This window comes from Nonomuraea polychroma, assembly GCF_004011505.1.
Taxonomy (GTDB): domain Bacteria; phylum Actinomycetota; class Actinomycetes; order Streptosporangiales; family Streptosporangiaceae; genus Nonomuraea; species Nonomuraea polychroma.
Map to the genome: position 1 here is coordinate 9,842,639 of NZ_SAUN01000001.1, position 24,380 is coordinate 9,867,018.

A 24,380-nucleotide genomic window follows, 5' to 3' on the forward strand; every position below is an offset into this window, starting at 1 on the left:
CTTTGGGCGCTTATGCTGCTGCCCATTGTCTCGCGCGGGGCGTGGTGACCGTTGCGCACGACCAGGCGGCGGCCGGCCTCGTCACGCTCGTCGGCGAACGCGGCGATGAGGGCCGCGCCATCACCGCGCCTTAACCAGCGCATCGGACGCGTGATTCACCGCGTTCTGTGTCACCGCGCGTCCGATGCGATATCTATCCGGAATCTCGAAAACACGGGTAATTGTGCCCTTCATATCGGGCACCTCCCGCGGCCGGGCGACCAGCTCTACGAACAACGGCTCGCCTGAGTACGCTTCCTGCGCGCGAAGAAGTGGGCCCACAGCAAGACCACGTGCTTGGAGAAAGACATGAGCAAACTGATCGAGCCGTTCCAGATCGACATCCCGCAGTCCGACCTCGACGACCTGATCGCCCGGCTCACCCATACCCGCTGGCCGGACCAAATGCGCGACGCCGACTGGCGCCAAGGCATCCCGCTGGACCGGGTCAAGGACCTAGCCGAGTACTGGCGCACCGAATACGACTGGCGGGCCGCCGAGGAGAGGCTGAACCGGTTCCCGCAGTTCACCACCGAAATCGACGGCCAGCGCATCCACTTCCTGAACGTGAGGTCCAGTCGGCAGGACGCGCTCCCGCTGCTGATCACACACGGCTACCCGAGCTCGTTCGTTGAGTTCGAAAAGCTGATACCAGATCTGCTGGAGCGCGGTTTCCACGTCGTGATCCCGTCCCTGCCGGGTTTCGGCTTCTCCGCGCCGGTCGGGGAGCCCGGCTGGGCGATGGGCCGCACCGCGCGGGCCTGGGTGGAACTGATGGCCAGGCTCGGCTACGAACACTACGGCGTGCACGGCGGCGACGTGGGTTCCGCCATCTCGGGCACGGTCAGCGGGCTGGACGGCGAGCATGTAGCCGGTGTCCACATCGTCACCGACCCGTACACCGCGGCGGCCAGCGCGACCTTCGTACCGTGGCTGGCGGACAAGCTGAACCCGGAGGATGCGATCGACAAGCTAGCCCTGCAGCGGATGGAGGATTTCCGCCGAAACGACTCGGGCTACCTGGCGATTCAGAATACTCGCCCGCAAACCATAGGGTACGGCCTGACCGATTCGCCGGCCATGCAGCTCGCCTGGATCGCGGAGAGCTTCGACAGCTGGACGAGCCTGCCGATTGACACCGACCAGCTGCTCACCAACATCAGTGTGTACTGGTTCACGGGCACGGGCGTGTCTGCTGCCCGGTTCCTGTACGAGCAGGCCCACTCGCAGGACTGGGGAGCCCCGCCTTCGGTGCCGCAGGGATATTCGGTGTTCGGTGCTGACGCGACGGTGCGGCGCCTGATCGACCCTGCCGAGGGCACACACTGGGTGGAGCACGACCGCGGCCGGCACTTCCCGGCGATGGAGGCGCCCGAGCAGCTGGCCGAGGACCTGTCCGTTTTCTTCGACGGTCTAAGGTGACGCAGCTGTTGAGTCGGCGTGGTCTGAACCGGGCCACGCTGGCGCGCCAGTTCCTGCTGGAGCGTGTTGAGCTGCCGGCGCTGGAGGCAATTGAGCACCTGGCGGGGATGCAGTCGCAGGCGCCGCTCGCACCGTACGTCGGCCTGTGGACGCGACTGGCAGGGTTCCGCACGGCCGAGTTGTCCGCGCTGACCGTGCAGCGGGCAGCCGTACGCGCGCAGTTGATGCGCAACACCGTGCACCTGGTCAGCGCCCGCGACTGCCTGAGCTGGCACCGACTCTTCGAGTCGGTGCACTCAAGGGACTTCGCCGCCCACTTCGGTGGCCGTCTCAATGGAGTGGATCAGGCGGAGTTGCTGGGGCACGCCCGGACCATCCTGGATGACAAGCCGCGTACTCGCGCCGAGCTGGGGCAGGCGCTTGCGAAACGCTGGCCGGACATTGATCCGAAGGTTCTGGCGTACGCGGCCACGCACCATCTGGCCGTGGTCCAGGTCCCGCCACGCGGCATGTGGGGCCAGTCAGGTCGGGCGGAGTGGAGCACGATCGAGACCTTTCTCGGTCGACGTCCGAGTCCCGAATCGCAAGCCGAGGATCTGGTGCGCCGCTATCTGAACGGATATGGTCCCGCAAGCGTCGCCGACGCACAGCGCTGGTCCGGGCTGACCCGGCTGCGTGAGATCATCGAGCGGCTCGACCTGGTCCGGTTCCGCGACGAGGAAGGACGTGAACTGTTCGACCTGCCCAACGCACCGAGGCCAGACCCGGACACCCCCGCGCCGCCCCGCTTCCTGCCCGAATACGACAACCTGCTGCTATCGCACGCGGACCGGTCCCGCGTGATCACGGACAACCGCCAGGTACCGTTGCCTCCGGGCAATGGCGCCAGGACCGGCACCCTGCTGGTGGACGGTATTTGGCGTGGTATCTGGAGCCTGCGGGCCGGCGAGATCCACGTCGAGCCGTTCACGCCGCTGTCGTCGGCTGAGCGCGACGCCGTAGAGCCCGAGGCCGAGATGCTGCGCAGATTCCTCGACAGCCGGACTGCGTGAAGGGGAGGTGCCAAGACATCCTGCCCGACACTCCGGCGAACCTCGAAGAGTTCCCCAAGGACAGCGCGGGCGGGTATGAAACCGCCTTTGCGCAGGCCCGGGTCGTGGCCATCAGCGAGTGCGCCAGTCACGTGATCGTCGCGGCGGATGCGTCGGGCTGCTGGGACGGTGAACAGACCCTGGCCTACTCCCTGTACGAGCGGCTGGAGCAGGACATGCTGCTGCTCGCGCCGCCTCTACGCCGGACACCACCTGACCAATAAACGGGCACCCGCCAGGCTCATCCCGGGCCCTTTTAACCACCCGGTTTCGATGTCATCTACGTGTTTCGACGCGTCATCGACGGTTCGCTCGCGCTCGCCTTCGCGGTCCGCATCTGACGCATCACGTGCGCCTTTTCCTCAACGCTCACCACGACGGTCTTCAGCCAACGCAGCTTGAGGGCGGTTTGACGTCTCCCCCGCAGGGCGACGCCGAAGGGCCAGACCTTAATCTCCTGCACTGCACCGCATCCAGCAAGGTCACCTACACAACGACCTCACCTTCCGCGCTCGTGGCGCACTTAAAGCACAAGCTCAGTCGAGCACCCGCACGTGCTGTGCCGGAACATCTGACTGGACAACGATGTCCTCGGTTTCGGTCTGGTGAACATTGGTGGCGATCACCAGAGCGGCGGCCATCGTCGCTGCCGCCGCGACGGCGGCAGCCCGCCAGCGGCGTCGCGGTCGCGGCCGGTCGGAATCCGGTTCCGGTTCTTGTTCCGGTTCTTGTTCCGGTGGCACGCCCATGTCCAGTCGCTTGCGGGCGGCGCTCCACGCCGCGGCCGCCTGCTCGTCAAGACCGCAGCCGCGGACGAACGCCGTAACCGTCTCCCCGCGGGGCAGCGTCTGGCGCTTGAGCATCCCGGCCGCGGTCGAGTACGGCAGGTGGTGGCCGGCCCGCTGCGCATGGGACTGGATGTCGCGGTAGCTGCGCCCGGACCAGGCCTTGAGCCGTTGGAGCGCGGCCACGAACTCGGCGTCGGTGTGCGTGGCAGCGGGGTCGGGACATCCTGACCGCTCGTCTGATCTGGTGCTCATAACCTGGTAGTACAGCCGAGTCGCACAGATCCGCACAAGCTGGAACAGCACATTCCTTGAGTTCGGGCCCGCGGACCGGCCAGCGTCGAGGGCATGATCTTCACCTGGTTCCGCGCAGCCCTCGCCGGCGTACTTATGTCATCTGCCCCGGTCCATCAACGGATCGAGTCGTTTCTTGATCGAACGTTACCGACGGGGCCGGGCGGCACGGTGGCCGTGGCCAGCCATGGCAAGCTCGTGCACTGCGCCGGGTTCGGTCTGGCCGACCGCGAGACCAAGACCCCGGCTCGATGCGACACGGCCTACGACGTCATGTCGATCACCAAGCAGTTCACCGCAGCCGCGATCATGAAGCTGCAGATGATGGGCAAGCTGCACACCACCGACCGGATCGATGCCCACCTGGGTCCGGTGCCGGCCGACAAGCGTCTGATCACCGTGCGCCATCTGCTGACCCATGCCTCCGGGCTGCGTGACCTCGGCGACGATTACGCCCCCGTCTCCCGCGACGCGATGGTGCAACGCGCCCTCGCGTCACCGCTGCGGTCAAGGCCGGGAGCCGAGTTCCACTACTCCAACGTGGGCTACAGTCTGCTGGCCGCCATCGTCGAGCGCGTGTCCGGCAGCTCGTACGAAAGGTTCCTGGCTGAGCACCTTTTTGCCCCCGCCGGCATGACCAGCACGGGATACGTGCTGCCCCGCTGGGCGCCAGGCCAGATCGCGATCGAATACGACAAGCACGGCAACAGACGAGGGCGGCCCACCGAGCATCCCTGGGCGGCCGATGGCCCCTACTGGTACCTGCGTGGCAACGGCGGCATGCTCTCCACCGCCCGCGACATGTACCGCTGGCATCGGGCTCTGGAGACAGACACGATCTTGTCCCGCCGGGCCAAGGCGGAGTTGTTCACCCCGCGAGTGCTCACCGACCGGAAGGCGAAGGTGTACTACGGCTACGGCTGGGGAGTGCTCCCGCGCACCGAGCACGGCCGCGTCGCCGAACATGACGGCGGCAACGACTGGTCCTTCGGCGAGTTCGCCCGGTTCCCCGACAAGAGGGCGATGGTGTTCTGGATCACCAACCAGGCGTATCGGGCGGGGAAATGGAACCTCGAGGACATCAACAACAAGCTCACGTCGGGTCTGGTCCGAGCTTTGTGACCCCGAGCCCTTGGACGATGGGATCGGTCTTCACCTCGCGCATGCGCTGCCGGATGCTGTTCGCGTTCATCGCCGTTATGGCTCTGCCCGACACCGAGCGGGAAGCCATTCGCGAAGCCCTCCTTGGAGGCCTCGACGCTGCCGCCCGCAAGGGCAATCCCGGCGGCCGCCTCGCCGTGATCACCGACGAGGCCAGCACGGCCGCACAGGCTGATCCAGTAGCTGCGCAACGATGTGGCCGCGCTGTGCCGGGGCCGCTTCCGCACCGAGCACGCCCGCCAGCAACTGCTGCCGGCCGCCGCCCGCGCGGTGCACTGGCCGGGTGGAAAGCCTACGACGCCCCGGCCAGCAGGGCCTGGCCCAGCGCTCCTACGGCAGTCCTACGCGCCGGTCGTCGAATTCGAGAGGGGACGGAAGGGAAAGGCCCCTTGCGCAGATCTGAGGCACGGCCTTAGACATTGCCGGTCAATGACCCGAGAACAAGGAGAAAGCGCGCCTGGGATGGCAGCCGGCAAGTCCGTCGGCTGCCCCTGATTCAGGAGGAAGAAATGCGCCTCCACGCCTTCGGTCTTTTGCGGTCGCTGCGGTCATCGCAGTCGGCGCGGCAGTTCTCGCCGCGCCCGCTGCCAATGCCCTCCCAGGCGGGGATTACTCACCGAGCGCTGCAGGCGGCGGCGCATTCTGGACAACATGCGATTCCATTTGCGGACTTATAACCGGTTATACATAGATTAGATCGAAGCGGAGAATACACAGGCCAGATCGCTTGGCGGGCCTCTGCCCAGCCAATTGGCTAGGTCCAGCTTACTGGAGCGAGGGATCCAGACCATGAATGAAGTGAGATCACGAAGCTTGGGAAGCCTTCCGGGTTCATCCGCGCATGGCTCGATGTTCAAAGGTGACGTAGAGGAAATGCGAGTGCAGGTCTCGCAGAACTTCTCACCGCACGGCCTCAAGGTCATCAACACCCATCCAAACGGTGGCCGGTACAGGCTTCTGCACTCCGGGAACTTCGTCTGGCACACACTGGCGTACGGGGCAGAAATCCGTGTCGAAGTCCTAGAGCTGCCCGACTTCTACAACATTCACGTGCCGTTGATCGGTGGTGGACGACTAACGGTCGGGCGCCAGGATGTCGCTGCACCGCTTACCATCATCGGCCCTCGGCAGCGCATCGACATGAACTGGAGCGTCGATCACGATGTCATGATCATCCAGATTCCTGAGGTGCTCATCTATCGGGTCCTTGAGGATCAGCTCGGTGATGCCCCGAAAAAAGATATGTACTTCGAGCCGCAAGTCACCCACGAGAGCCCCCTGGGGCGAGCACTCACCGCACTTTCCCGCCCGGCTAAGGCAGGCCAACCGTTTCCCTTTGCGGCCTCATCTCTCGCCGAACATCATTTCGAGCAGTTTTTGCTGCACACTCTGCTCTGGTCACAACCCCATACCTACTCTGCCGACCTAGGTGACCCTGGTGCCCCAGCGACCCCCGCAGCACTTCGACGCGCGCGCCGCTTCTGCGAAGAACACGCCGCTGAACCGATCACCCTAGGAGACATCGCCACTGCGGCCAGGGTGAGCGTCCGCACCCTGCAACACGATTTTCGCACTCACCTGCAAACTACGCCTCTCGCCTACTTGCGCCAGGTGCGACTGGCGCACGCCCATGCCGACCTGGTGCGCATCGCCCAGACAGGCGCTCGGACCACTGTCACCGAAGTGGCCATGCGTTGGGGTTTCACGCATCTGGGCCGCTTCGCCTGCCTCTACAGGGAGACATATGGCCGATCGCCCTCCAGCACCCTGTACGGGTCACAGTGAGGCCTCGCGCATTGCCTTGCCGCGCAATCAGGGCTGCAGAGGACAAACGACGACCCCAATGATCGTTGATTGTCTGAGCCAGTCGATCAAGAAGGGGCTGCGTTCGCGTGCCATCATCCCCGATCGACGTGCTCGCCCGCCACCTGGAGCACGTCACCGTCGCCGACCCGCCCGATCTGCCCGCCCTGGCCGAAGTCCTGGACACGGTCCCGGACCCACGCAGCCGCCGGGGACGCCGCTACCGGCTCGGCCCGCTTGGCGTTATCCTTGCTCGCCGTACTCGGCGGAGCAACCTCCCTGGCGAAGATCGCCCGGTTCATCGCCGGATACGACCCAGACCTGCGCGCCCGAGCCGACTACCCGACACCATACGGTCAGCCGCCAGCACCCTGGGACGGCTACTCGTCCCGTCTGGACGGCGACGCCTTGGACACTGCCACCTGCACCCACCTGGCCTCGCTCACTGCCTGCACCCCGCCCCGCCACCACAAGCAGCCCACCCACGGACCGGACCCGGCTCGCTGGCCTGGCCGTGGACGGCAAGACCCCTGCGCACACACCAGCCAAGGCGTGACTCACCTGCCGACCGCCACCCGTCACGACACCCCAGATCGTCGTGACCCAGCGGCAGGTCGAGGCCACCAGCAACAAGATCCCCGTGTTCACACCCCTGCTGCCCGAGCGGACCTGCCGGACCTGCCGGACCTGCCGGACCTGCCGGACCTGCCGGACCTCAAGATCACGGCCCACGCCCAGCACGCCCACGCCCTGTGGATCGTCGCCGCCGGCGGCCATTACCTGTTGGCTCTGGCGCAAAGTGTGTGCCGTGACCACGGACAGTGGCGATGCTCTCGCTCGGCATTGACTGGTGCGACGGATCAAGGCCGCCGGCGCGGCCCGTCGGACCCGTTTTCGCGACCGCCGCCGCGCACCCGGCCGCAAGATGCCCACCACGATGACGTTCTTGGAGGTGTCCATCCCCAGATGGATCGGCCCCGGAGAAAGTGCCAGACTCTTCATGACGGTCGGCTCCCTTCTGTGTGGCTCCGGCCCCCGCTGTCTCCAGCGTGAGCCGATCCACGAAAGCTATGAAGCGACTTCGGGCAGAACCGGAGCCGACCTTTCTCCAACGCTTCGACCGCGTGATCATCCACGTGACGCAGGGCTCCTACGCTGGATCCATCTTCTGGTTCCAGAATCCCAGCGCCCAGATCTCCGCGCACTACATCATCAGGTCGTCCAACGGTGACGCTATGTGGGGCGTGGCCATCGACGTCCTGGTCAGCGCAGCGACGCGGATCTCATCCGGCCGCCCGATACCACCGTCCCTGCTCCTGGCTGCGACAATGTCCACGCAGGGCGGTGATATCGGGCTTGATCGCACGACCTAACTGTCCTGCTGGCTCCCCGCGGTCGGCTGGCCGCCATCGGTCCCGGGCACGCCCGTCGCCGGAGCACCCGGTGCGGGTGGCGGCTCCGGAAGGCAGTTCGGCACGCGCCCCTGCACCGACCCCGCGATGGCCAGAGTCAACATCCCGGCGTCCTTCTTCGCCGCCAGCAGGAGCGTGGTGCCCTCGGGTACGCCGTCTACCAGGACGGTGACCTCACCTTCGCCATCCCCCGTGCTCGAGACGGAGCCCCTGGTCGAGAAGTCGACGCCACCTCCTTGGGGCAAGGCGTTCTCGAGTGTGACTGTGTCCCGGCAGTCGGCCGTCATGGGCACCGCCGCCACTGGTGCACCGAGTTTGCGCAGTTCGGCGTTGGCCGCGTCCACCGCTCCGATGTCCCTGATCGACACGGTCACCGACCCGTCGGCGCCTTGACTCACCGCAAACGCCGGCGCGCCCGCCGACAGCGCCGTCGCAACGACGATCGACGCCGCCAGGCCCAGCGTGCCGCTGCCGATCCACACCGGCCGCGAGGTCACGACCCGCCGCACGGCCGACGGGGCGGGGCGTCGGGCCTGCGCCAGCGTCGCTCCGTGCTGCTGCACCAGCCTGTCCAGCAGCTGCTCTTCGAACCTGCCCATCACTGCTCACCCTTTCCCTGCTCTGTCAGGGCGCGCAGCTTTTTGCGCGCCCGAAACAACCTGATCCGCACCGCTCCTGAGGAGGTGCCGAGCGCTGCCGCCGCTTCTCTGGGCGCCATGCCGACCATGTCCACAAGCTCAATAACCTCCTGGTCCGCAGGCGACAGTCCGGCGAGCCCATCCAGCAGCACGCGTCCCTCGCGGGCCGCGTCGATCCGCTGGATCAGCTCCGCCGTCTCATCGACATCGATGGGCCGGTAGCCGGCCAGCCGGAGCGTGACATCGCCTACCCGGGTGGCCGCCTCGCAGTGGCGGGCGAACACCCGCCGGGCGATGCCCAGCAGCCAGGCCCGCGCGCTGCCCCGCGCCGGATCGAACGACGGGAAGGACATGATCGCCTCGACGAAGGTGTCGGAAGTCAGATCCGCGACGGTCTGCGGATCCACGGCCCGCCGCGCGAAGAACGCGGCCACCACCCCGAAGTTCGCCCGATACACGGCCTCGAACTCGGCCATCGGACCCTCGGCGCGAAGGGGCTCCTTCGATTCGACCGCTGATTCGTTCACACCCAAGAGTTGGAGACGTTCGAACATTCCGTTACGCCTCCTCTGCCTTTGCCGGCCTCGACCAGGCTGCAAAGGACGTGAATCTGTCTCCCGTGTTCCGCAGCTAATGCCGCGTCAGGCCACGTTTGCTCTCTTGACGATCCGAACTTGTCGCGCGGAGTGCATAGAGTTCTACTCTGAGTAATGAAGAGTGCTCTTTGCCTGATTTACTTGATCCTTACCGGGTAGGCGATCTCGAGCTTGTTGAGCGCTTCACGCCAGCCGAAGGTGCGCTGCCCTTCGATGAGGCGGGCGGGTTGGACGTTGCGTTTTCCCTCGGCGGCGCGGTTGGCGAGCCGTTCGCTGGGTGCCATCAAGACCGAAGCGCTCGGCGAGCAGCTCGTAGAAGGCGGGATCGTAGCCGGGCCGATATTCCGCGTCGTAGGGAGCGGTGGAGGCGAGGAGCTCGTCGGGTGCGTAGGTCATAACCTAGCTACTTGCCCCTGAAGAAGTCCCCGAGGTACGTGTTTCTGACCTCGGCAATCACAGTGCTGGGAGGCTCGACCGGTTGAGAATGACGTCGGTGTCATTTCCGCCGAAGGGTGGTAGCCGGTGCTACGGGTCTCGGGACAACAGATTGCGTTGTAGGAGACGCTGCTGCCGGAGGAGGTGACGCGGCTGCCGCAGGAGTTGGCGGCGAGTTCAGCACCTTCCAGCATCGCGAGGTTCGCGCCCACCCCCAATGGGGGCATCAGGTGGGCGGCGTCACCCATAGCGTTACCCCGGGGACGTGGGTCGGTGTGGGACACGGGCGGGACGTAGAGGGGGCGGTGGACGAAAGCGGTGCCGTGGCGCAGGAGGTCGAGGACGGGAGCGGCCCAGCCGTCGAACAGAGCCAGCAGGCTTGATCGCACGGCCTCGACGTCGGACAGGTCCAGGCCCGCGTCCATGCCTGCGTCCCGGCCCGCGCGCCGGTTCAGGCGCATATGCCGGTCCAGGTGCGTGTGTCAGTCCAGCGGCGCGCGGGACTGGGCGTACACCTTGACGTGCCCGCTGCTGTTGCGCTGGGCGACGAGGGCGCGGTTTACGCCGTACACAGCCATGGAACCGTCGCCGATCAGCCGGGCGAGCTCGGGGTGGCGGGTGTCGACGTCGTCCAGGGAGGTCTCGACCAAGGTGACGCCGGTGTAGTGCGGCGTCGCGGACGAGACTGCCGGGCGGACCCGGGACCAGGCGCCGTCCGCGCCGATCACAAGGTCGAACGTCGGCGGCACCCACCGCCGGGTGTTCGTCGACAATGACAAGGACCGCTGGATCTGGACGCAGAAGGACTGCTTCACCGTCCTGTGAGGGGACACGGGCGGTCATTCCGCCATCCCGAATGCGCAGTGGATCAGACGTAATGCGGATATTGCCTGCCGCTGTGCGCGGCTAGGCTCATCGCGAACACTTCCACGTTACTCGAAATGATCTCAACGGCATCTGGCGCGCTGTTAGCTTGACGCCCGTTGTGTCAGCTCATCGGAGGGAATTTAGTAAATGGCCTTGTCATTCGGCCGCATGACCCGCCCCGTCGGCCTCGGCCTCGGCCTGGCGGTGGCGCTGGGCGCGACGCTGTCTCTCGGCGTCGCCACGCAGGCTTCGGCCACCGCCGGGAAGTCCGCCACCAGCGTCGCCGAGCAGCGGGTGAAGGTCTACGAGTTGGTGACGAAGGACGGCGGGTTCTTCTACACCGCCAGTGAGACGGAGAAGCAGAACGCGATCACCAAGCACGGCTGGTCGACGACGCGGACCCCGCTCTACTACGTATCCCGCGCCTCCTTCCCCGGCGGCAAGCCACTCTTCCGGCTTCGCTGGGAGAAGAAGGCGTCCTACATCGTCACCGCCTCCATCGCGGAGCGGGAGAAGCTCGTGACCTCGGGCGAGTTCCGGTATGAGGGCATTCTCGGCTACGCGCCGGGCTCGGCCGACGCCGGAGGCGAGGTGAAGGTGTTCCGCTTGTCCAACAACAACAAGTGGCGCCTCGCGATCGAGTCGCACACCCAGAAGATCCTGGCCAACGAGCCGGGGTGGAAGCTCGACGGCCCCCTCCTCTACCAGTTCGGGCAGGCGGGCTAGACAGTGCCGGGCGCCCCGGGCCTGGCCGAGGCGCCCCATCAGGCGAACCACCGGTTCCCCCGTTCCGGCTGGATCGCCGGGCATGGGACTGACGTCTGGTCCTGGGCAGCGGCCCAGGTGGGCGGCCTCGGGAGGGAGCCGTTCCAGTCGGGGCCGTGGACGTACGCGAGGTCGGCCTCCATGCGGGCGGCGGTGCGCCTGCCGAAACTGCATCTATGCAGTTCAAGCAGTATGTGAGCATTCGTGGACGTCTCCTCCGAGTCGATCTCGTCGACCTGTGTTCAAGTCAACGATCCGCTCGGGATCCGCGATTGGGTCCGGGACAGTGCGCGGCGGAGCCGCTTGGTCCAGGGCTGATATGAGAGAGCGTTGCGCGTGTTGATGTCCGCGATGTCGTAGTGTGATCGGACGGATTTGTAGCGTTACCACCTGTCGGCAGGTGCACATGTGCCGAGATGACCCGGTAAGCCGGCGCCGGAGGGTAGGCAGGCCAGGACACAAAAAGCGGCCTAGCATGATGACTCCATCCATCGGTCCGTCCGGAAGTTCGATACTTGCAGCCACGAGCGGAGATACTGTCAGGCGTTCATCTGCGTAGAAACGAACAACGGTGAGTATGTTGGGATCGGGACCTCGGCCTCTGACGACCACCTGCTTGCTCAGCAGCATGGTCTGGAAGTCGTCTTCGTTTCCTCCCTCCATGGTCACGAGAAAGCTTCCACCCCGCGTTGGCATAATCTGCATCTTGCCAATTCTTCGAGAGCCTCGCACGTTTTCGGAAGCTAATTCGACATTACTGATCGCACCGTAGAACCAGTCCTTCACTCCGCCTTCTACGCGGCCCCCGAAAGTTTGATTGCAGTCACGGCAGGTCCGAGTCATTATTCAGTGTGATCTGCTGTCCGCTCATGGGACCAGCAGCCTCGATTTCCGGGTGCGACAGAGCTCACCGCCGAGGCGGCGTGAAGACCGGATGGTGGCGAGTTCCGCACACGCGGGGTCATCGCGTATTGCCGACTCTGGCCGGCTTATGGAGGAATCCATGGTGAAGAGGTTGCTGGGCGTCGTGCTGGTCGTGGGGGTTGCTGGCGGATGCGGCGTCGTACCAACGGCACAGCCGGCGCCCGCGAGCCCGACGGAGGTCGCTTTGCCGCTGCGGGAATCTGCTTCGGCGATGGAGAGCGCCGCCACACCGTCCGAGGAGCGCGCCGGCTATGAGGTGCCGGACGATCCCTGCCGGGTCCTGTCTGCGGCGACCCGATCGAGGCTCGGAATGAAGAAGGCGGACAGGTTCGACCCGGCGTGCAAGTGGAGCAATGATCCCGGCAGTGCGCCACCGCTGAGGATCAGGGATCTGAAGATCTTCTACGAAGCGGGCCCCGCCCGCATGAACTCCACCGACACGTACGCCAAGATGACCTTCGCGAGGAAGAGCAAGAACGACTACCGGCAGCCCAGCGAGTTCGCCAGCACGCCTTCGGTGAAGCGCGCGATCAAGCAGGTCGGCTCGGCGAAGGCGGGCGAGCACTTCGATGAGGGCTACTACGTGTACTACGTGACCACGATCGCGGGGGCACGGCAAGGCGAGGGCAAGACCGTCCTGCGCAAGGGAAACGTGATCGTCACGATCATCGCCCGCGGCGCCGACATCCCGACACGCACGGTGCGCGACGGCAACCCGATCGGCGACGCCGTCGTTCAGGCCATGATCGATGCCGTGGCGGCGGAAGTGGTCGCAGCTATCCGCTGAGATCGGGGCCGCGCTGTGCAGATGCTGGCACCGTGGCCGACTGTTCGGCTTCGGGCACCCTGGCCGGTCGAAGCGCAGGTGAGACTACGATCTGAGGCGCCACCCTTACATCTTCACGGTCGGAGCGGGTGGCGACGCACGCCATTTGCTTGGGCGACATGCACACTACGCCCCGGCCTCGATCGTGGGCGGATGCGTTGAGGTGGCCAGCGCACGTGGTCGCGGACAGGAGTCGTCTGAGGAGCCGCAGAGCGGGTGTTACACGCGACGCTCACGGCCCAGGACCCGGCCCCGTGAAGACGGGGACCCTGCTCTTTTCTAACAGTCCAATACCGGAGCATGGACAGACTGCTGCTCTTGAGTGAACCTGCCGACGTCCAGACGCACGCCACTCATCGCTTCCATGGTTGCCAGGGCCGTTTCCCAGTCACGGTAGTGATTGGAGGGCCGCTCGCCGGTTTCGTCGTCTGTCCTCTTCTGATCGGCCAGCGCTCGAAGTGCGCCCAGATAGGCATCCAACTCTTGCGGGTTGTGCCCGGTGCACTCCGAAGGCTGGGGATAAAGGATGTTCAACGCCGTGACGAGGACGCCGTCAGCGGCGTAGAACAACTCGTTGGCGTTGTTGACCAGCCACCAAAAGCCCCATGCCTCAGCATTGTTGGTCAGCTGGGCCCACGCCTCCGGAGTCGCAGGTGAGCAGCCGCCTGGCGCTACGATGATCACGCCCTGATCAGTCTGTTCCAATGCCACATACCCGGGATCGGGAAGGCAGAGCGGGTGGCGTGGAACGGCTTGGCCGGGATCGGCGCCCAGCCGAGAGACGACCTCGATGACCGTCAAGGGCGCCTCGCGACCCCGCACCACCATCCACAACATCCCGTCGCTGACGTTCATGTGGTCATTCACGGCGGCAGAGTCATCAAGATCCTTCAAAAGGCGCGTGTAGTAATCGATCATCTCTGGCGTGACCGGGTCCACCGCTTACTCCTCGTTTGACAGGGCACCCAGCGTAGCGATCACGTACGACAGATTGATGCGCATTCCTCTCAACGTTGATACCGAGAGTTGAACCGCCCCGGCTTTGATGGAGACCTCAGCGGTTGATTGCTAGGGCTTCGTTGGGGTGGTGTTGAGCGTAGTAGATCGCCTCGAACTCCTCGGCCGGGAGGTGCCCGATGGCGGAGTGCAGGCGGGTGGTGTTGAACCAGGCCACCCATTCGGCAGTGGCCAGTTCCACGTCGGCCAGGCTGCGCCACGGGCCTCGGGGCTTGATCAGCTCGGTCTTGTAGAGGCCGATCTGTGATTCCATCAGGGTGTTGTCGAGGGCTTATCCGGCTAATGACGCTGGTTTTGGGCGTTGGCCGGGTAACGCTTTCAGCTGACCCGGGTAGTAAGTCGGCGGAGTTGCTCTTCGTGGCGACGGACGCGTGCAGCGACGGCTTCCAGAGCGGTGTGGAGGTTTCGTATTTCGTCGAGGAGGCCGGTGAGGGTGCCGTTGGTGGCGGCGCGGCGGCGGTTTTCCTCGATGATGGCGCGGAGGGTGGCACTGCGGTAGAGGGTGGTGCGGCCTAGCCCGGTGAGGTTGGCGACGGCGATGAAGGTGACGGGTTGGCCGTCGCGGTGGAGCTGGGCGCATGCCTTCTCGACGCGGTGGAGGGTGTCGCTGCTGGTCATCCGGCGTGGGCCTCGCTGATCAGGTGGTCGAGTCGGGTGATGAGTCGGCGGTGTCGTTCGGCTTCGGCGATCCAGCCTCGATTCTCGGCGTCCTGGGCGAGCGCGTCTGCGTCGACACGCTGGGCGGCGAGGATGGGCAGCGAGCTGGGTTCGGTGTGGAAGCTGGGGCAGTGTTCGCAGATGTTGGCGTAGGTGCAGGCGCCTTGGGCGGGTGCGCGTAGGCAGAAGCCGCCGGCCATTCTGGGTTTGATCAGCGGGGTGTCTTTCCAGTCCTTGCCGCCGGTGATGTCGGCCAGGGGCAGGTGGACCCGGCCGGGGGCTGGGGTGCGGGCTTGTTGTTTGGCCAGGTCGAGGGCTCGTTCGTATTCGGCGCGGACTGTGGTGTCGAACAACCGTCCGTAGCGCAGGCTCATTTCTGCGGAGGCGTGTCCGAGCAACGCCATCAGCGCCTGCAACGAGACTCCGGCGTTCACCAGAGCGGTGGCGTAGGTGTGGCGGAGCTGGTGGGAGGTGATGTGACCGAGTCCGGCTTGCTGAGCGGCGCGATCGAGTTCGGCGCGGACGGCGCCTTGGCCGAGGCGGCGTCCGTGGTGGGTGAACAGGAACTGAGCCGGACGCCGGTAGCGGGGATGTGGCATGGGTCTGCCGTGTGTTCGGAGCTCGATGATGCGGTCGATCAGGTCGAGGATCTCTTCATCGAGGGGGACCATGCGTTCGGTCTCCAGCTTCCCGAGGCCGATCTTCAGCCAGTTGCCGTGGCCGGGAACTTCATGGACGCAGTCGAGCTCCAGGTCCAGGAGTTCCCCGATGCGTAGCCCGCAGGCGCGTTGCAACCTTAGGGCGCAGGCGGCCAGCTGGTTGCCGGGACGGTCGCGGAGCTCTTCGGTCAGGCGGCGATCGGCATCGACGGGCAGGTAGCGGGGCAGCACCTGCGGGAGCTTGGGGTTGTCATCGCGGAACACCAGCTTGCGGGCGGGTGCCTCGGCCCAGCCCCACTCGGTGATGTCGGTGAGGAAGCCGGTCAGCGCGATCACCCGGCGGGAGCGGTCGGCGACGGTGATGGCTTCGCCGTTCTTGGGGTTGACGGCGTCGACCAGGGCGGTGAGGTAGGGCTCGATGTGATGCTGCCGGTCCAGCTTGGCGATCGAGGTGAGTCCGGGATCGATGTGGGTGAGGAAGAGGCCGAAGTGTTTGAGCCGGGTGGCGATCGCGGAGACGGTCTTGGGCTGGCAGGTGGCGCGCTTGCGTTCCAGGTAGGCGATCATCGTGGTGCGGATCGGTTCTGCCACCTCGGCCAGCCGCTGTTCGAAGGGGACCGGCCCGCCCATCCTCGGCAGCGTGTCGATAATGCCCAGGTGGAACAGGACTCGCTGGGCGTTGCTGAGCGCGGACAGGTAGTGGCGGTGGTCCTTGCCGGTGCGGGCGCTGCGGGCGACGCAGGCGGCGGCGAACTCTTCCAGGTCGGCCAGGGTGAGCTGTTCAAGGACGGGTCCGGCCTGGATGAGCAGCCGGGCCGGCACCTGAGAGCCGGTGGCCAGACGCACGCGCAAGGAGAAGCCGAGGTCCTCGGCGGCGGTCATGAAGCGCTGCACTCCCGCAGCGATGGGCGAGTCCTCGATCTCTCGCCAGAACGTGGACAGTTTGCGTTCCAGCAGGTAGTCGTAGCCGGGTCGTAGTCCGCGGTGCAGCATGAGGAAGGTGATGATCGGCCGAGTGTGCGCATCGGCCGACAAGCGGATCTCCAACGGTTCGGCGGCCCAGCGACCGGGGTCGGGCCAACGCTCGAAGAACACTCGCGCGGCCTGCTGATAGGGACGGTTGCCTCGCCCGGTCCGCTGCAGATAGTCGAGGTAGTCGGCGTGCAGGCTATTGCTGGGCGCGGATGCGGCTGCGTGCGGCATCGAACTCGGCTTTCACGTGGGCGGGTGCCAGATGGATATAGCGGGCGGTGGTGTCGACGTGCGCGTGACCGAGCAACGCCTGCATCACCGCCAGGTCGACTCCGGCTTCGGCCAGTGCGGTGCCGAAGGTGTGCCGCAGCGCGTGGGGATGACCTGCGGTGATCCCGCTGACGGCGCGGTGATAGCGGAAGATCGTGCGCAGCCCTGCTGCCGTGAGCGGTCGTCCCCGGTTGGGGCCCTTGGCCACCAGGAACAGCCGCTGCTCGGTCGACTCGGGCCGCTCGGCCAGCAGATATACCTGGATGACCGAGGCGACGTCGGCGTCCAACGGGACGCGCCGCTGTCGATCGCCCTTGCCGAGCACGCTCGCCCAGCGGCCACCGATGTCGGCGTCGGCGACGTTCAAGCCGAGCACCTCGGCCGAGCGCAGCCCGCAATACAGCATCAGGCCCGCGATCGCTCGGTCGCGCCAGGTGTGGAAGCTGGCCAGCAGCTCCGCCGCCTGGGTCTGGGACAGTGCTTTGGGCAGGCGCCGGGGCTCGCGCAGTCGTAGCGAGGAGCGATTCTTCGGGCGGCGGATCGTGTGCGCGAGCATCCCGGACCGCTCGCCGGCCACCCGCCAGCGCGCCTCGCGTCCTTTCGGGACCGGGTTGATCGACTCCGGGTCGCGCATCGTGACGAACGTGAACAGCCCCGAGATGGCCGCAAGCCGCCGGTTGATCGTCGTGGCGGCGTACTGATCAATCCGACGGCCCGACAAGGTGACCACGTTCGGGCCGGCGCGACGCCCGGGAACCTTGGCCTCACGGCAGGCGTGCAAGAACTTCAGCAGCGTCTCGGTCGTCACCTCACCCAGCGACACGTCCTCGGTCGCCAGCCAGCGGCAGAACGCCAGCAGGTCATAGCCGTAGGAGCGGACGGTCTTGGGCGAGTAGTTCCGGTCGGCCAGATACGCCAGATACTCATCGACCAGGACGAACTGCCCGGCGGACGGTCCGGCCAGCATCCAGCTACCCTCATGTGCTTCCAGCCGGAGTCCTTGTTCGATCATGAGAACAGATGTACCCGCAATGACCTCATCCGGCTAGCAGGTAGCAGATCACGGCGAGTCGCTGACCTGGGGAAACATACGTATTAGCCGGTTAAGAGGGAGTCGCCGACCGTGCCGATGGAGGCGTCGATGCCGGCCGCCAGCAGGTGGGTGGTGAACCGGAAAGACGTGTATTGCCCGCGTCCGAGTGATGAATCAACCCCGGCCCGACCGGGTGGCCGGTGCGCTCACGCCGCCATAGGGCCATGTCCAGGGCGTCCAGCACGAGGGTGGTGTGCTTGGTCTGCGAAGCGGCCCAGCCGACGATCGCCCGGGAGTAGATGTCGACGACGAACGCGACGTAGACCACCCCGCACCAGGCGGAAACGTGGGTGAAGTCGGCCACCCAGGTGGCGTTCGGCCGGGAGGCGGTGAAGTCGCGCTGCAGCCGGTCGGCCGCTCGCTCGTGTCCTGGACCGGGCGTTGTGGTGCGGATCTTCTTGCCTCGGCGCGCGCCTTGCAGGCCGAGCGCGCGCATGCGTCGTTCAATGGTGCAGCGGGCCACCCGATGCCCTTCGCGCAGCAGTTGCTGCCAGACCTTGCGGGCGCCGTAGACGCCGTAGTTGTCGGCGTGGATGCGAGTGATGTGCTCATCCAGCTCGGCGTCGCGCACCGCCCGCGCCGAGGGCAAACGCCTCTTGGCGGCGTAGTAGGTGCTGGTGGAGATGGGACAGCCGTGCTCGGTCAGGACACGGCAGATCGGCTCGACACCGAACACCTCGGCGTGCTGGTCGATGAAGGTCACGAGTGCGTGTGTGGCCGGTCGAGCTCGGCCGCGAAGAAAGCCGAGGCGGCCTTCAGGATCTCGTTGGCCCGCCGCAGTTCAGCGTTCTCCCGGCGCAGCCGCTTCAGCTCGGCCGACTCGTCCGTGCTGCGGCCGGGCCGGCCGCCCTCGTCAATCTGGGCCTGGCGGACCCAGGCACGCAGTGTCTCCGCGGTGCCGATGCCGAGCTTGGTCGCGACCGCGTTGATCGTGGCCCACTCGGTCGGGTAATCCGGCCGCACCTCGGCGACCATCCGCACCGCACGGCGGCGCAGCTCGGCGGGGTAGGGAGACTTACCTGGCATGGACTCGATCCTCTCAAGAGATCAAGTCTCCACCGAACCCGGGGCGATTCACCGTCAAAGCCGGCCTGCTCTTCCCCACGCGCTCCAAGCCATCCAGATCAAACGCCAGGTCAGGGACCTGAACCAGGACAAGTGGCGGACCGTGACCGTCTACGCCATCACCAGCCTGCCCACCTGGCAGGCCGGCCCGACCGAGCTCGCGACGTGGATTCGCGGCCATTGGAGCATCGAGAACCGGCTCCACTACGTTCGCGACGTCGCCTACGGCGAAGACCACTCCCAAGCCCGCACCGGCAACGCACGCCGCAACATGGCTGTCCTGCGCAACCTCGCCATCGGCGCCCTGCGCCTGACCGGCGCGACCAACCTCGCCCAAGCCATCCGACACCTCTCCCGAGACGCCACCCGCCCTCTGACCCTCCTCGGCCTCACGTGATCACGAGCCGTTCAACCGACTTTGCCGGTGCCCTGGTGTCGTTGGCAGGAGGTGGGCATCCCCTCTCCGGGAGAGATCACCCTAACTCCGATGGGATGGGCATGGGGCCGGAGGCGGGGTGGAGGGGTGTCACGAGGTCGAAGAGCGGGTCGAGGTCCGGTAGTTCGGTGCCTGGCGGGATCGTCCAGCCCCATTCGCGCTCGTTAGCGGTCCACACGTCCTGCAGATGCGGATAGGGGTTGGCTAGGGCGAGTGTGTCGGGCGGCGAGGGCAGCTTCGCCGCGAGTCGTGGCGCGCGGTTCCAGTACACGTCGATGGTGAACACGTTGTAGCCGCCCGGGCGTTGGATGGCGACGTACCCCTTGTTCATGACCGGCTGCCAGGCGAGCCCGCGTTCTTCGATTTCGTTGATGATCGCCTCGAGCAGACGTCGGCCGACCTCCACCCGCTCGAGCGGGACGCGCAGCTCTTCGACGTACGCCTCCCAGGACCAGGCGTTGGCCCGGCGGCGGCTGGTCTGGGTGCTCTTGGTGTAGTCGTTGGGTCTGACCACGACCTTGAAGTTAGGGGCGGGGGCGGACTCTCCGATGCGAAGCACTTCGACCTCGACGCCGAAGAATCCCGTCCCGGTGACAGTGTTGGCGTTGAGCCATTCCAGGGCGGCGGCGTGCTCTTCCGTCAGGGTTTGGGCGATCCAGATCACGACTTCGGCCTGCGTTCCGGCGCAGTACGTGATCAGCTGTCCGAGGTGCCCATGGTCGGTCTGCTCAAGCTGGTTCTCAACCACGACGACGCGCCCTTGGGCGTCTTGGAGCAGGAGGTCGAGAGCGTATCGGCCGACGGCATACTCCCGGTGCCGCAGTTCGAGCGCGAGTCCAACGGCCTGGCCGAGGACGTCAAGGTTGTCGGCGAGCCATGGGGTGAAGTCCTTGGCCTCGTTGGGCCAGATCGTACGTAAGGCCACCGTTTCAAGTCTGCCAAGCTCCGCCATGCTTTCTCCTCTATCACCTGCGGACAATCAGAGCTAGCAGGTATTCCGATGAGCCCGCGTGCCGGGAGGCCCCGCTGCGTTAGCCTCGGCTGCGGCAACTCCCTTGCCGTCGCCGACCTGCGTACCGCGAATCGGCTCTGGATCGCAGCTCCGGCGGCGGGCTAGACGTGCTGCCGTCTGCCCGCCGCGTCGACCCTACGGGCCACGCCTATGGTTTGATGCCAGAGACGACATGCTCGCCCTGGCCGCCGCGCCAACGCCGAGCAGCCGAAGGCGCCCAAGGTTGAGGTCCTGCACGTCCACTGAGGATGTGTCTCCGTCTGGTATGCCTTGAAGGTGGGGACGCGAAATCGCCGCTCGGGACGAGCCGTGAGTGTGAGGCATGGAGCCAAGGCTGCCCTCCGGCGCTTCCTGGTGGGGCTCGCCGGTCCTGCGCTGAACTGGCCCGCCGTTGCGCCGCTGCTCACCCGAGAGTGCCGGCTGCTGGTACTCGACCTTGCTGGGTACGGGCTCGCCTGCACGCAGTACGCGGCGAACTGAATCGCCTCGGCTTCGGTGGAGCATCTCCATCGAAGTCGGGGCGATTCAGTGGCCAAAAGCGTATATGTCGCAGTGGCGCGGGATGGCAACGGGAAGCCCACCAAGTACAACTGCGACGTGCCGCCCGGTGATCCGCCCAGAATGGTGTACGCCTTCGGCGGTACGCCGAACGACCCCGTCGGCCATCTGCTCTATCGGAGCGGGGTGCGCAAGCCCATCTATGGCACCTCCTACGCGACGGCTCTCGTGGCGGCCGCCCTCGCGAGGAGCTGAGCGTCACTCGCGCAGTTGACGCCAAATACTGGTGCCCGAACTCGAAAGGAGGCCTGGATCTCCGCCGATGCGGCCCTGAACGGTCGTGGGTGGGGCGCCGACGACGAACGGAGATCGGGCATCTGTGGCGCCGGGCCCGAAATCTCCACCGGCCATGCATTGCACGTTGAGATAGACGGCGGTAAAGGCTACGAAGGTTGAGAACTTCGACGGGCCGTGATGCGACAGAACCTCCGGTTCCCACAGCATGACGAGGCCCAGGGGCGGCTCAAACCAGGGGCCCTGGGCTCAAGGCGTATCGACGATGGCCTGTCCGGGTCTCGATTTGACCTTGGTGCGGAACGCGATGAGCCTTCGGTCGTCTGACGAGCCGACTCGGGAGCGAGGAGATGGAAAGCGAAGGTCAGCTCCTTTGGATTGATCCAGATGCGTACCCGGACCTCGTACGGGGCGGCGTGCTCTTCGGTGTACCCGCACCAGGGCAGGTGTGCTCCGTGCCCCGCTGCGGGGTAGAGGTCGACCGGCCGTCCTGGGGCCAGTCGTGCCGCCCCACTGTCGGGGTGGTGCGGGGCGCTATCTACGTCTTCCTCAGGTGTCAGGGTCACACCAGTTAATTGGGGAGCAGCGCTTTTCGTAAAATTTCAGATTGGGCGGGCAATGTTATGCCAGCTTCTCTGGACATGCCACGGCGGCAAGACTAAAGATCGAAACGATGACGTATATTCCTTAACGTATATGAGTGGCAACAGCACCTAACGCTCGGACCTGGGGGGTGACTGGCTAATGCAGTGCAAAAGTTGGTTTCCCGCTGCTTATATCATCAGCGGCGATGATAACGCTCGCTTTTAGCGTAAACGTAGGCGCGGCCTCAGCGGCCACCTGGATAGACAACGATGACCCACCGGCACCCTCGGCGCAGCAGGCGGACCAGGATGGCCCGTCGGGCCTTACGAAATCCGGAACCGAACCAGGGCGCTCCGGTCCTTGGCATCCAGACAAGTATCAGACCAGTCCAGAGGTGGAATCGTACAAGCCTGATCCGATCAAGAAAGCGGTCGAGTACGGCGCACAAGAAGCGATCGAGAGCAAGATCGGAAAAATTCCAGGCGTTCCGAACGTATTCAATCCGGCGGTCCAGTTGGGCGAAGAGCTCGTAGGAGGGACCATCATCCCTAAGGACTGCGTGAAGTACGGAACGATCTGCCCTGGTGATGATCCCGTTCAGGCGGTGGAGAGCCCCCATTTCTACGGGGAAGGTCAGCGCTGATAATCGGGCACTTGCAGATGGTCTTGTCCGAAGCGCCTGAAATCAGCGCATAATTTGCTCTTGGCCTGGGCTTCCCGGTGTGCTGGGGGCGTCCAACATCGTTGGCGTCATGATCGTGCGTCGCACGGCCCGAGAACTTCGCAGATTCACCATATCCGCGTCAGATTCGAACAGGTGGTCCTGTCTAAGCCTATGTCTGCTGGTTAGCGTGGCAGAAGGAGCGGAAGCGGACCACTGACGCTGTTATCCGAGGCCTATGGCCCTGGAGTTCCAATGGGTGATATCGATATAGTGCGTCAGCTCAGGCGGTTGGCGCAGCTGCACTCCGACGGTTGCCTCACAGACGAGGAATTTGCTCTTGCCAAGGAGCGGCTTCTGTCGCGAGCCGCCGACTTTGCCGATTCGGCCAAGGCCGCCGAGAGTTTCGAAACCCAGACCACCAGACCCCTATCGCATGGTGGCCGCCCCCAAGAACCGAAGGCCACGAGTACAGGCAGAGGCCTGGCTGCCGTCTCATTTCTCGTCGCAGGAATCCTGACGCTGCTCTTCTTTTTTACGCTACCCATGGGTACTCTGCCCATCCTAGGTTCGTTTACTGCCTCGGATTTGGCTAACATGCCCTCCGAGGAGGCCACGCAGAAAGTCCTTTGGCTGGTTCCAGCAGCCGGCGTTGCTATAGTCTGTGCAGGGTTGCGGCTTTGTGGATCGAACGTAACATCCCACACCCGCCATAATGTATCTGCTGCCGTGCTAGCCCTCACCATTCTGGTTGTGCTCATCTATGTCATTGCCCTCAGCTACGCTCAGTACTTCCTCGATCAATCCGGAATATCGGCGCTGGGATACAGCGCTATGGATCTCACCGGAAGCGGATTCTGGCTCGTTCTCGGTGCCATGGTCATTGCCGGAGGAGTCGCGGTGGCAGAGCTGATTCAGTCCGCTCTTGGGGCTCGGAAGGATGCCCTAGACTCTAAGGGGACGACCGACGCGAATACCGGACCAATAACAGCTCGCCAGGTAGGAGCGGAACTGCTTGCGCTGGTCCGCCGTCCCTTCCCGCCCATCAGGCCGCAAAACTTCACCCCGGCTGTACCGCACGACGACACCGACTCGGACGTGCGGTCCCCCGCAAAAGGGAAAACGCATGGATCACGGAGGCGGCTGTCGAATGTCTTGGTCTTGAGCGTGACGCTCCTTATCCTATTCGCACTGACAAGCATCGTCGTCCTCGTGAATATTAATAGTGATGAATCCACGAACGAAGGCGGGACAGAAACGACTCAAGCTCCGATTGGTAGTCCCGATGCAACATCACAGGCGAATCTCTCATTCGAAGAAACGCGTATAGTCCCGGCCAATCAGTACTGGATTGATTCGGGAATCAATGTTGGGAACGGGCGGCTTGAATTTGTCTCTGACGGAATGGTAAAAACGTCAGAGACGCTCGATCCAAATATCGATATCTACTCCCCGCAAGGTCAATCTTCTTCGATAGCGCCATACGGTCGAAACTTTCCTGGACCAGGACTTCATCCTTACTCGCTCATTGGCAAGGTCGGCGATGGCGACGTATTCGAGGTAGGCCGCGAAGCTTCCGTTCAGACAGCCGGGCCCGGACGCCTCTATCTAGGCATAAATGACGATTTCGTTGAGGACAATTCCGGGGAGTGGAACGTGACGATCAAGTTCTACGAAACCACGGAGACCGAGGCTGCCGAGAGCCTGCTCTCTCTCGCCCGTCCCGCCACGTCGTCGTCGATCGAGAAGGCGGCGCTGGGGCCGGAAAAGGCGTTCGACGGCGACTTCACCACTCGATGGGGATCCCTCGAGTTCACGGATCCCCAGTGGCTCCAGATCGATCTCGGATCGCCCAAGAACATCTCCCGCGTGAGACTTTTCTGGGAGACGGCGTACGGGAAGACCTACCAGATCCAGGTGTCGAACGACGCCGCCGTCTGGACGACCGTCTATGAAACCACGGCCGGCGATGGCAACGAGGACGATCTGACTGGCCTTTCCGGCACGGGCAGATACGTTCGCATGTACGGGACGGAACGGGGCACCAGGTTCGGGTATTCGCTCTATGAGATGCAGGTCTACGGCACATGACCGGCCGTCGCC

General features: G+C 65.1%; 25 protein-coding genes and 1 pseudogene. 12 read left to right on the forward strand and 14 right to left on the reverse strand.

The genetic code is table 11. From position 1 onward, the window contains the following. Positions 1 to 348 precede the first annotated feature (348 nt). Genes EDD27_RS45540 through EDD27_RS45550 form a run of 3 tightly spaced genes read left to right on the forward strand, consistent with a single transcriptional unit; the run spans position 349 to position 2,776 of the window. Complete coding sequence (locus EDD27_RS45540; RefSeq protein WP_127938575.1) at positions 349 to 1,461, forward strand: epoxide hydrolase family protein; 1,113 nt, start codon at positions 349 to 351, stop codon at positions 1,459 to 1,461. Next, positions 1,458 to 2,513: a winged helix DNA-binding domain-containing protein gene (locus tag EDD27_RS45545; RefSeq protein ID WP_206641950.1), complete on the forward strand. Its 1,056-nt coding sequence runs from the start codon at positions 1,458 to 1,460 to the stop codon at positions 2,511 to 2,513. The genes EDD27_RS45540 and EDD27_RS45545 overlap by 4 nt, the downstream gene beginning before the upstream one ends. Then, on the forward strand, positions 2,510 to 2,776 hold the full coding sequence (locus tag EDD27_RS45550; RefSeq protein ID WP_127938577.1) for a hypothetical protein: 267 nt from the start codon (positions 2,510 to 2,512) through the stop codon (positions 2,774 to 2,776). Before EDD27_RS45545 ends, EDD27_RS45550 begins: the two co-directional genes overlap by 4 nt. Positions 2,777 to 3,088: 312 nt before the next feature. Here EDD27_RS45550 and EDD27_RS45555 read toward each other — a convergent pair whose 3' ends face one another. Further along, positions 3,089 to 3,592: a hypothetical protein gene (locus EDD27_RS45555; RefSeq protein WP_127938578.1), complete on the reverse strand. Its 504-nt coding sequence runs from the start codon at positions 3,590 to 3,592 to the stop codon at positions 3,089 to 3,091. A gap of 210 nt (positions 3,593 to 3,802) precedes the next feature. Between EDD27_RS45555 and EDD27_RS45560 the strand changes: the two genes are divergently transcribed. Both EDD27_RS45560 and EDD27_RS57430 read left to right on the forward strand, forming a co-directional pair. Next, the gene (locus tag EDD27_RS45560; protein WP_206641951.1) at positions 3,803 to 4,753 is read left to right on the forward strand and encodes a serine hydrolase domain-containing protein; all 951 of its coding nucleotides are present in this window, start codon (positions 3,803 to 3,805) and stop codon (positions 4,751 to 4,753) included. Positions 4,754 to 5,581: 828 nt separating this feature from the next. After that, positions 5,582 to 6,577, forward strand: coding sequence for an AraC family transcriptional regulator (locus EDD27_RS57430; RefSeq protein WP_127938581.1), 996 nt, complete (start codon positions 5,582 to 5,584; stop codon positions 6,575 to 6,577). Between the two features lie 113 nt (positions 6,578 to 6,690). Here the strand turns inward: EDD27_RS57430 and EDD27_RS45575 are convergent, their stop codons facing one another. The 5 genes from EDD27_RS45575 to EDD27_RS57435 all read right to left on the reverse strand — a co-directional run bounded on the left by EDD27_RS45575 (position 6,691) and on the right by EDD27_RS57435 (position 10,509). Continuing rightward, complete coding sequence (locus EDD27_RS45575; RefSeq protein ID WP_127938583.1) at positions 6,691 to 6,897, reverse strand: hypothetical protein; 207 nt, start codon at positions 6,895 to 6,897, stop codon at positions 6,691 to 6,693. A gap of 1,067 nt (positions 6,898 to 7,964) precedes the next feature. Continuing rightward, complete coding sequence (locus tag EDD27_RS45590; RefSeq protein ID WP_127938588.1) at positions 7,965 to 8,606, reverse strand: hypothetical protein; 642 nt, start codon at positions 8,604 to 8,606, stop codon at positions 7,965 to 7,967. Beyond that, a complete protein-coding gene (locus EDD27_RS45595) occupies positions 8,606 to 9,121 on the reverse strand; it encodes an RNA polymerase sigma factor (protein ID WP_164904083.1) in 516 nt (171 codons plus the stop codon). The genes EDD27_RS45590 and EDD27_RS45595 overlap by 1 nt, the downstream gene beginning before the upstream one ends. Positions 9,122 to 9,378: 257 nt before the next feature. Continuing rightward, complete coding sequence (locus EDD27_RS55030) at positions 9,379 to 9,528, reverse strand: hypothetical protein (RefSeq protein WP_164904084.1); 150 nt, start codon at positions 9,526 to 9,528, stop codon at positions 9,379 to 9,381. Between the two features lie 630 nt (positions 9,529 to 10,158). After that, entirely contained in the window at positions 10,159 to 10,509 is a 351-nt protein-coding gene (locus tag EDD27_RS57435; RefSeq protein ID WP_241564604.1) for an FAD-dependent monooxygenase family protein, read from the reverse strand. Between the two features lie 202 nt (positions 10,510 to 10,711). Here EDD27_RS57435 and EDD27_RS45610 point away from each other — a divergent pair, with 202 nt between their 5' ends. Further along, positions 10,712 to 11,269 (forward strand): hypothetical protein, encoded by a 558-nt coding sequence (locus EDD27_RS45610; RefSeq protein WP_127938593.1) that lies wholly within the window; start codon positions 10,712 to 10,714, stop codon positions 11,267 to 11,269. Between the two features lie 1,042 nt (positions 11,270 to 12,311). Beyond that, positions 12,312 to 13,019 (forward strand): hypothetical protein, encoded by a 708-nt coding sequence (locus tag EDD27_RS45615; protein ID WP_127938596.1) that lies wholly within the window; start codon positions 12,312 to 12,314, stop codon positions 13,017 to 13,019. 318 nt (positions 13,020 to 13,337) lie between these two features. Here EDD27_RS45615 and EDD27_RS45620 read toward each other — a convergent pair whose 3' ends face one another. The 7 genes and pseudogenes from EDD27_RS45620 to EDD27_RS45650 form a co-directional block, all read right to left on the reverse strand. After that, entirely contained in the window at positions 13,338 to 13,997 is a 660-nt protein-coding gene (locus EDD27_RS45620; RefSeq protein WP_127938599.1) for a DUF6461 domain-containing protein, read from the reverse strand. A gap of 115 nt (positions 13,998 to 14,112) precedes the next feature. Then, positions 14,113 to 14,340 (reverse strand): annotated as a pseudogene (locus EDD27_RS45625) (integrase core domain-containing protein); the annotation flags it as partial. Between the two features lie 53 nt (positions 14,341 to 14,393). Further along, the gene (locus EDD27_RS45630; protein ID WP_127934058.1) at positions 14,394 to 14,693 is read right to left on the reverse strand and encodes a hypothetical protein; all 300 of its coding nucleotides are present in this window, start codon (positions 14,691 to 14,693) and stop codon (positions 14,394 to 14,396) included. Then, the gene (locus EDD27_RS45635) at positions 14,690 to 16,594 is read right to left on the reverse strand and encodes a tyrosine-type recombinase/integrase (protein WP_127938284.1); all 1,905 of its coding nucleotides are present in this window, start codon (positions 16,592 to 16,594) and stop codon (positions 14,690 to 14,692) included. The genes EDD27_RS45630 and EDD27_RS45635 overlap by 4 nt, the downstream gene beginning before the upstream one ends. Further along, on the reverse strand, positions 16,560 to 17,645 hold the full coding sequence (locus tag EDD27_RS45640; RefSeq protein WP_127938282.1) for a tyrosine-type recombinase/integrase: 1,086 nt from the start codon (positions 17,643 to 17,645) through the stop codon (positions 16,560 to 16,562). The genes EDD27_RS45635 and EDD27_RS45640 overlap by 35 nt, the downstream gene beginning before the upstream one ends. A 91-nt stretch (positions 17,646 to 17,736) precedes the next feature. Further along, the gene (locus EDD27_RS45645; RefSeq protein WP_127938604.1) at positions 17,737 to 18,429 is read right to left on the reverse strand and encodes an IS3 family transposase; all 693 of its coding nucleotides are present in this window, start codon (positions 18,427 to 18,429) and stop codon (positions 17,737 to 17,739) included. Continuing rightward, entirely contained in the window at positions 18,426 to 18,752 is a 327-nt protein-coding gene (locus EDD27_RS45650; RefSeq protein ID WP_127938606.1) for a transposase, read from the reverse strand. The genes EDD27_RS45645 and EDD27_RS45650 overlap by 4 nt, the downstream gene beginning before the upstream one ends. On the opposite strand from EDD27_RS45650, the gene EDD27_RS45655 reads away from it, so the two are divergent. Further along, complete coding sequence (locus EDD27_RS45655) at positions 18,751 to 19,188, forward strand: transposase (protein ID WP_127938608.1); 438 nt, start codon at positions 18,751 to 18,753, stop codon at positions 19,186 to 19,188. The genes EDD27_RS45650 and EDD27_RS45655 overlap by 2 nt on opposite strands. Positions 19,189 to 19,264: 76 nt before the next feature. On the opposite strand, the gene EDD27_RS45660 is transcribed toward EDD27_RS45655, so the two are convergent. After that, a complete protein-coding gene (locus EDD27_RS45660; RefSeq protein WP_127938611.1) occupies positions 19,265 to 20,152 on the reverse strand; it encodes a hypothetical protein in 888 nt (295 codons plus the stop codon). A 396-nt stretch (positions 20,153 to 20,548) separates the two neighbouring features. Here EDD27_RS45660 and EDD27_RS55035 point away from each other — a divergent pair, with 396 nt between their 5' ends. The 4 genes from EDD27_RS55035 to EDD27_RS57440 all read left to right on the forward strand — a co-directional run bounded on the left by EDD27_RS55035 (position 20,549) and on the right by EDD27_RS57440 (position 24,368). Continuing rightward, a complete protein-coding gene (locus tag EDD27_RS55035; RefSeq protein ID WP_164904085.1) occupies positions 20,549 to 20,719 on the forward strand; it encodes a hypothetical protein in 171 nt (56 codons plus the stop codon). Between the two features lie 48 nt (positions 20,720 to 20,767). Beyond that, positions 20,768 to 20,992, forward strand: a complete 225-nt coding sequence (locus EDD27_RS45665; RefSeq protein WP_127938614.1) for a hypothetical protein — start codon at positions 20,768 to 20,770, stop codon at positions 20,990 to 20,992. Positions 20,993 to 21,821: 829 nt separating this feature from the next. Then, positions 21,822 to 22,259: a hypothetical protein gene (locus tag EDD27_RS45670; protein ID WP_127938617.1), complete on the forward strand. Its 438-nt coding sequence runs from the start codon at positions 21,822 to 21,824 to the stop codon at positions 22,257 to 22,259. Positions 22,260 to 22,532: 273 nt separating this feature from the next. Continuing rightward, entirely contained in the window at positions 22,533 to 24,368 is a 1,836-nt protein-coding gene (locus EDD27_RS57440) for a galactose-binding domain-containing protein (protein ID WP_241564605.1), read from the forward strand. Positions 24,369 to 24,380 lie beyond the last annotated feature (12 nt).

Bases quoted from the DNA above. Each gene is read 5' to 3' on its own strand.
- EDD27_RS45540 (WP_127938575.1), top strand. From the start codon at position 349: ATGAGCAAACTGATCGAGCCGTTCCAGATCGACATCCCGCAGTCCGAC.
- EDD27_RS45555 (WP_127938578.1), bottom strand. From the start codon at position 3,592: ATGAGCACCAGATCAGACGAGCGGTCAGGATGTCCCGACCCCGCTGCC.
- EDD27_RS57430 (WP_127938581.1), top strand. From the start codon at position 5,582: ATGAATGAAGTGAGATCACGAAGCTTGGGAAGCCTTCCGGGTTCATCC.
- EDD27_RS45575 (WP_127938583.1), bottom strand. From the start codon at position 6,897: ATGAACCGGGCGATCTTCGCCAGGGAGGTTGCTCCGCCGAGTACGGCG.
- EDD27_RS45590 (WP_127938588.1), bottom strand. From the start codon at position 8,606: ATGGGCAGGTTCGAAGAGCAGCTGCTGGACAGGCTGGTGCAGCAGCAC.
- EDD27_RS45595 (WP_164904083.1), bottom strand. From the start codon at position 9,121: ATGGCCGAGTTCGAGGCCGTGTATCGGGCGAACTTCGGGGTGGTGGCC.
- EDD27_RS45610 (WP_127938593.1), top strand. From the start codon at position 10,712: ATGACCCGCCCCGTCGGCCTCGGCCTCGGCCTGGCGGTGGCGCTGGGC.
- EDD27_RS45615 (WP_127938596.1), top strand. From the start codon at position 12,312: ATGGTGAAGAGGTTGCTGGGCGTCGTGCTGGTCGTGGGGGTTGCTGGC.
- EDD27_RS45630 (WP_127934058.1), bottom strand. From the start codon at position 14,693: ATGACCAGCAGCGACACCCTCCACCGCGTCGAGAAGGCATGCGCCCAG.
- EDD27_RS45635 (WP_127938284.1), bottom strand. From the start codon at position 16,594: ATGCCGCACGCAGCCGCATCCGCGCCCAGCAATAGCCTGCACGCCGAC.
- EDD27_RS45640 (WP_127938282.1), bottom strand. From the start codon at position 17,645: ATGATCGAACAAGGACTCCGGCTGGAAGCACATGAGGGTAGCTGGATG.
- EDD27_RS45655 (WP_127938608.1), top strand. From the start codon at position 18,751: ATGGACTCGATCCTCTCAAGAGATCAAGTCTCCACCGAACCCGGGGCG.
- EDD27_RS45650 (WP_127938606.1), bottom strand. From the start codon at position 18,752: ATGCCAGGTAAGTCTCCCTACCCCGCCGAGCTGCGCCGCCGTGCGGTG.
- EDD27_RS45670 (WP_127938617.1), top strand. From the start codon at position 21,822: ATGATAACGCTCGCTTTTAGCGTAAACGTAGGCGCGGCCTCAGCGGCC.
- EDD27_RS57440 (WP_241564605.1), top strand. From the start codon at position 22,533: ATGGGTGATATCGATATAGTGCGTCAGCTCAGGCGGTTGGCGCAGCTG.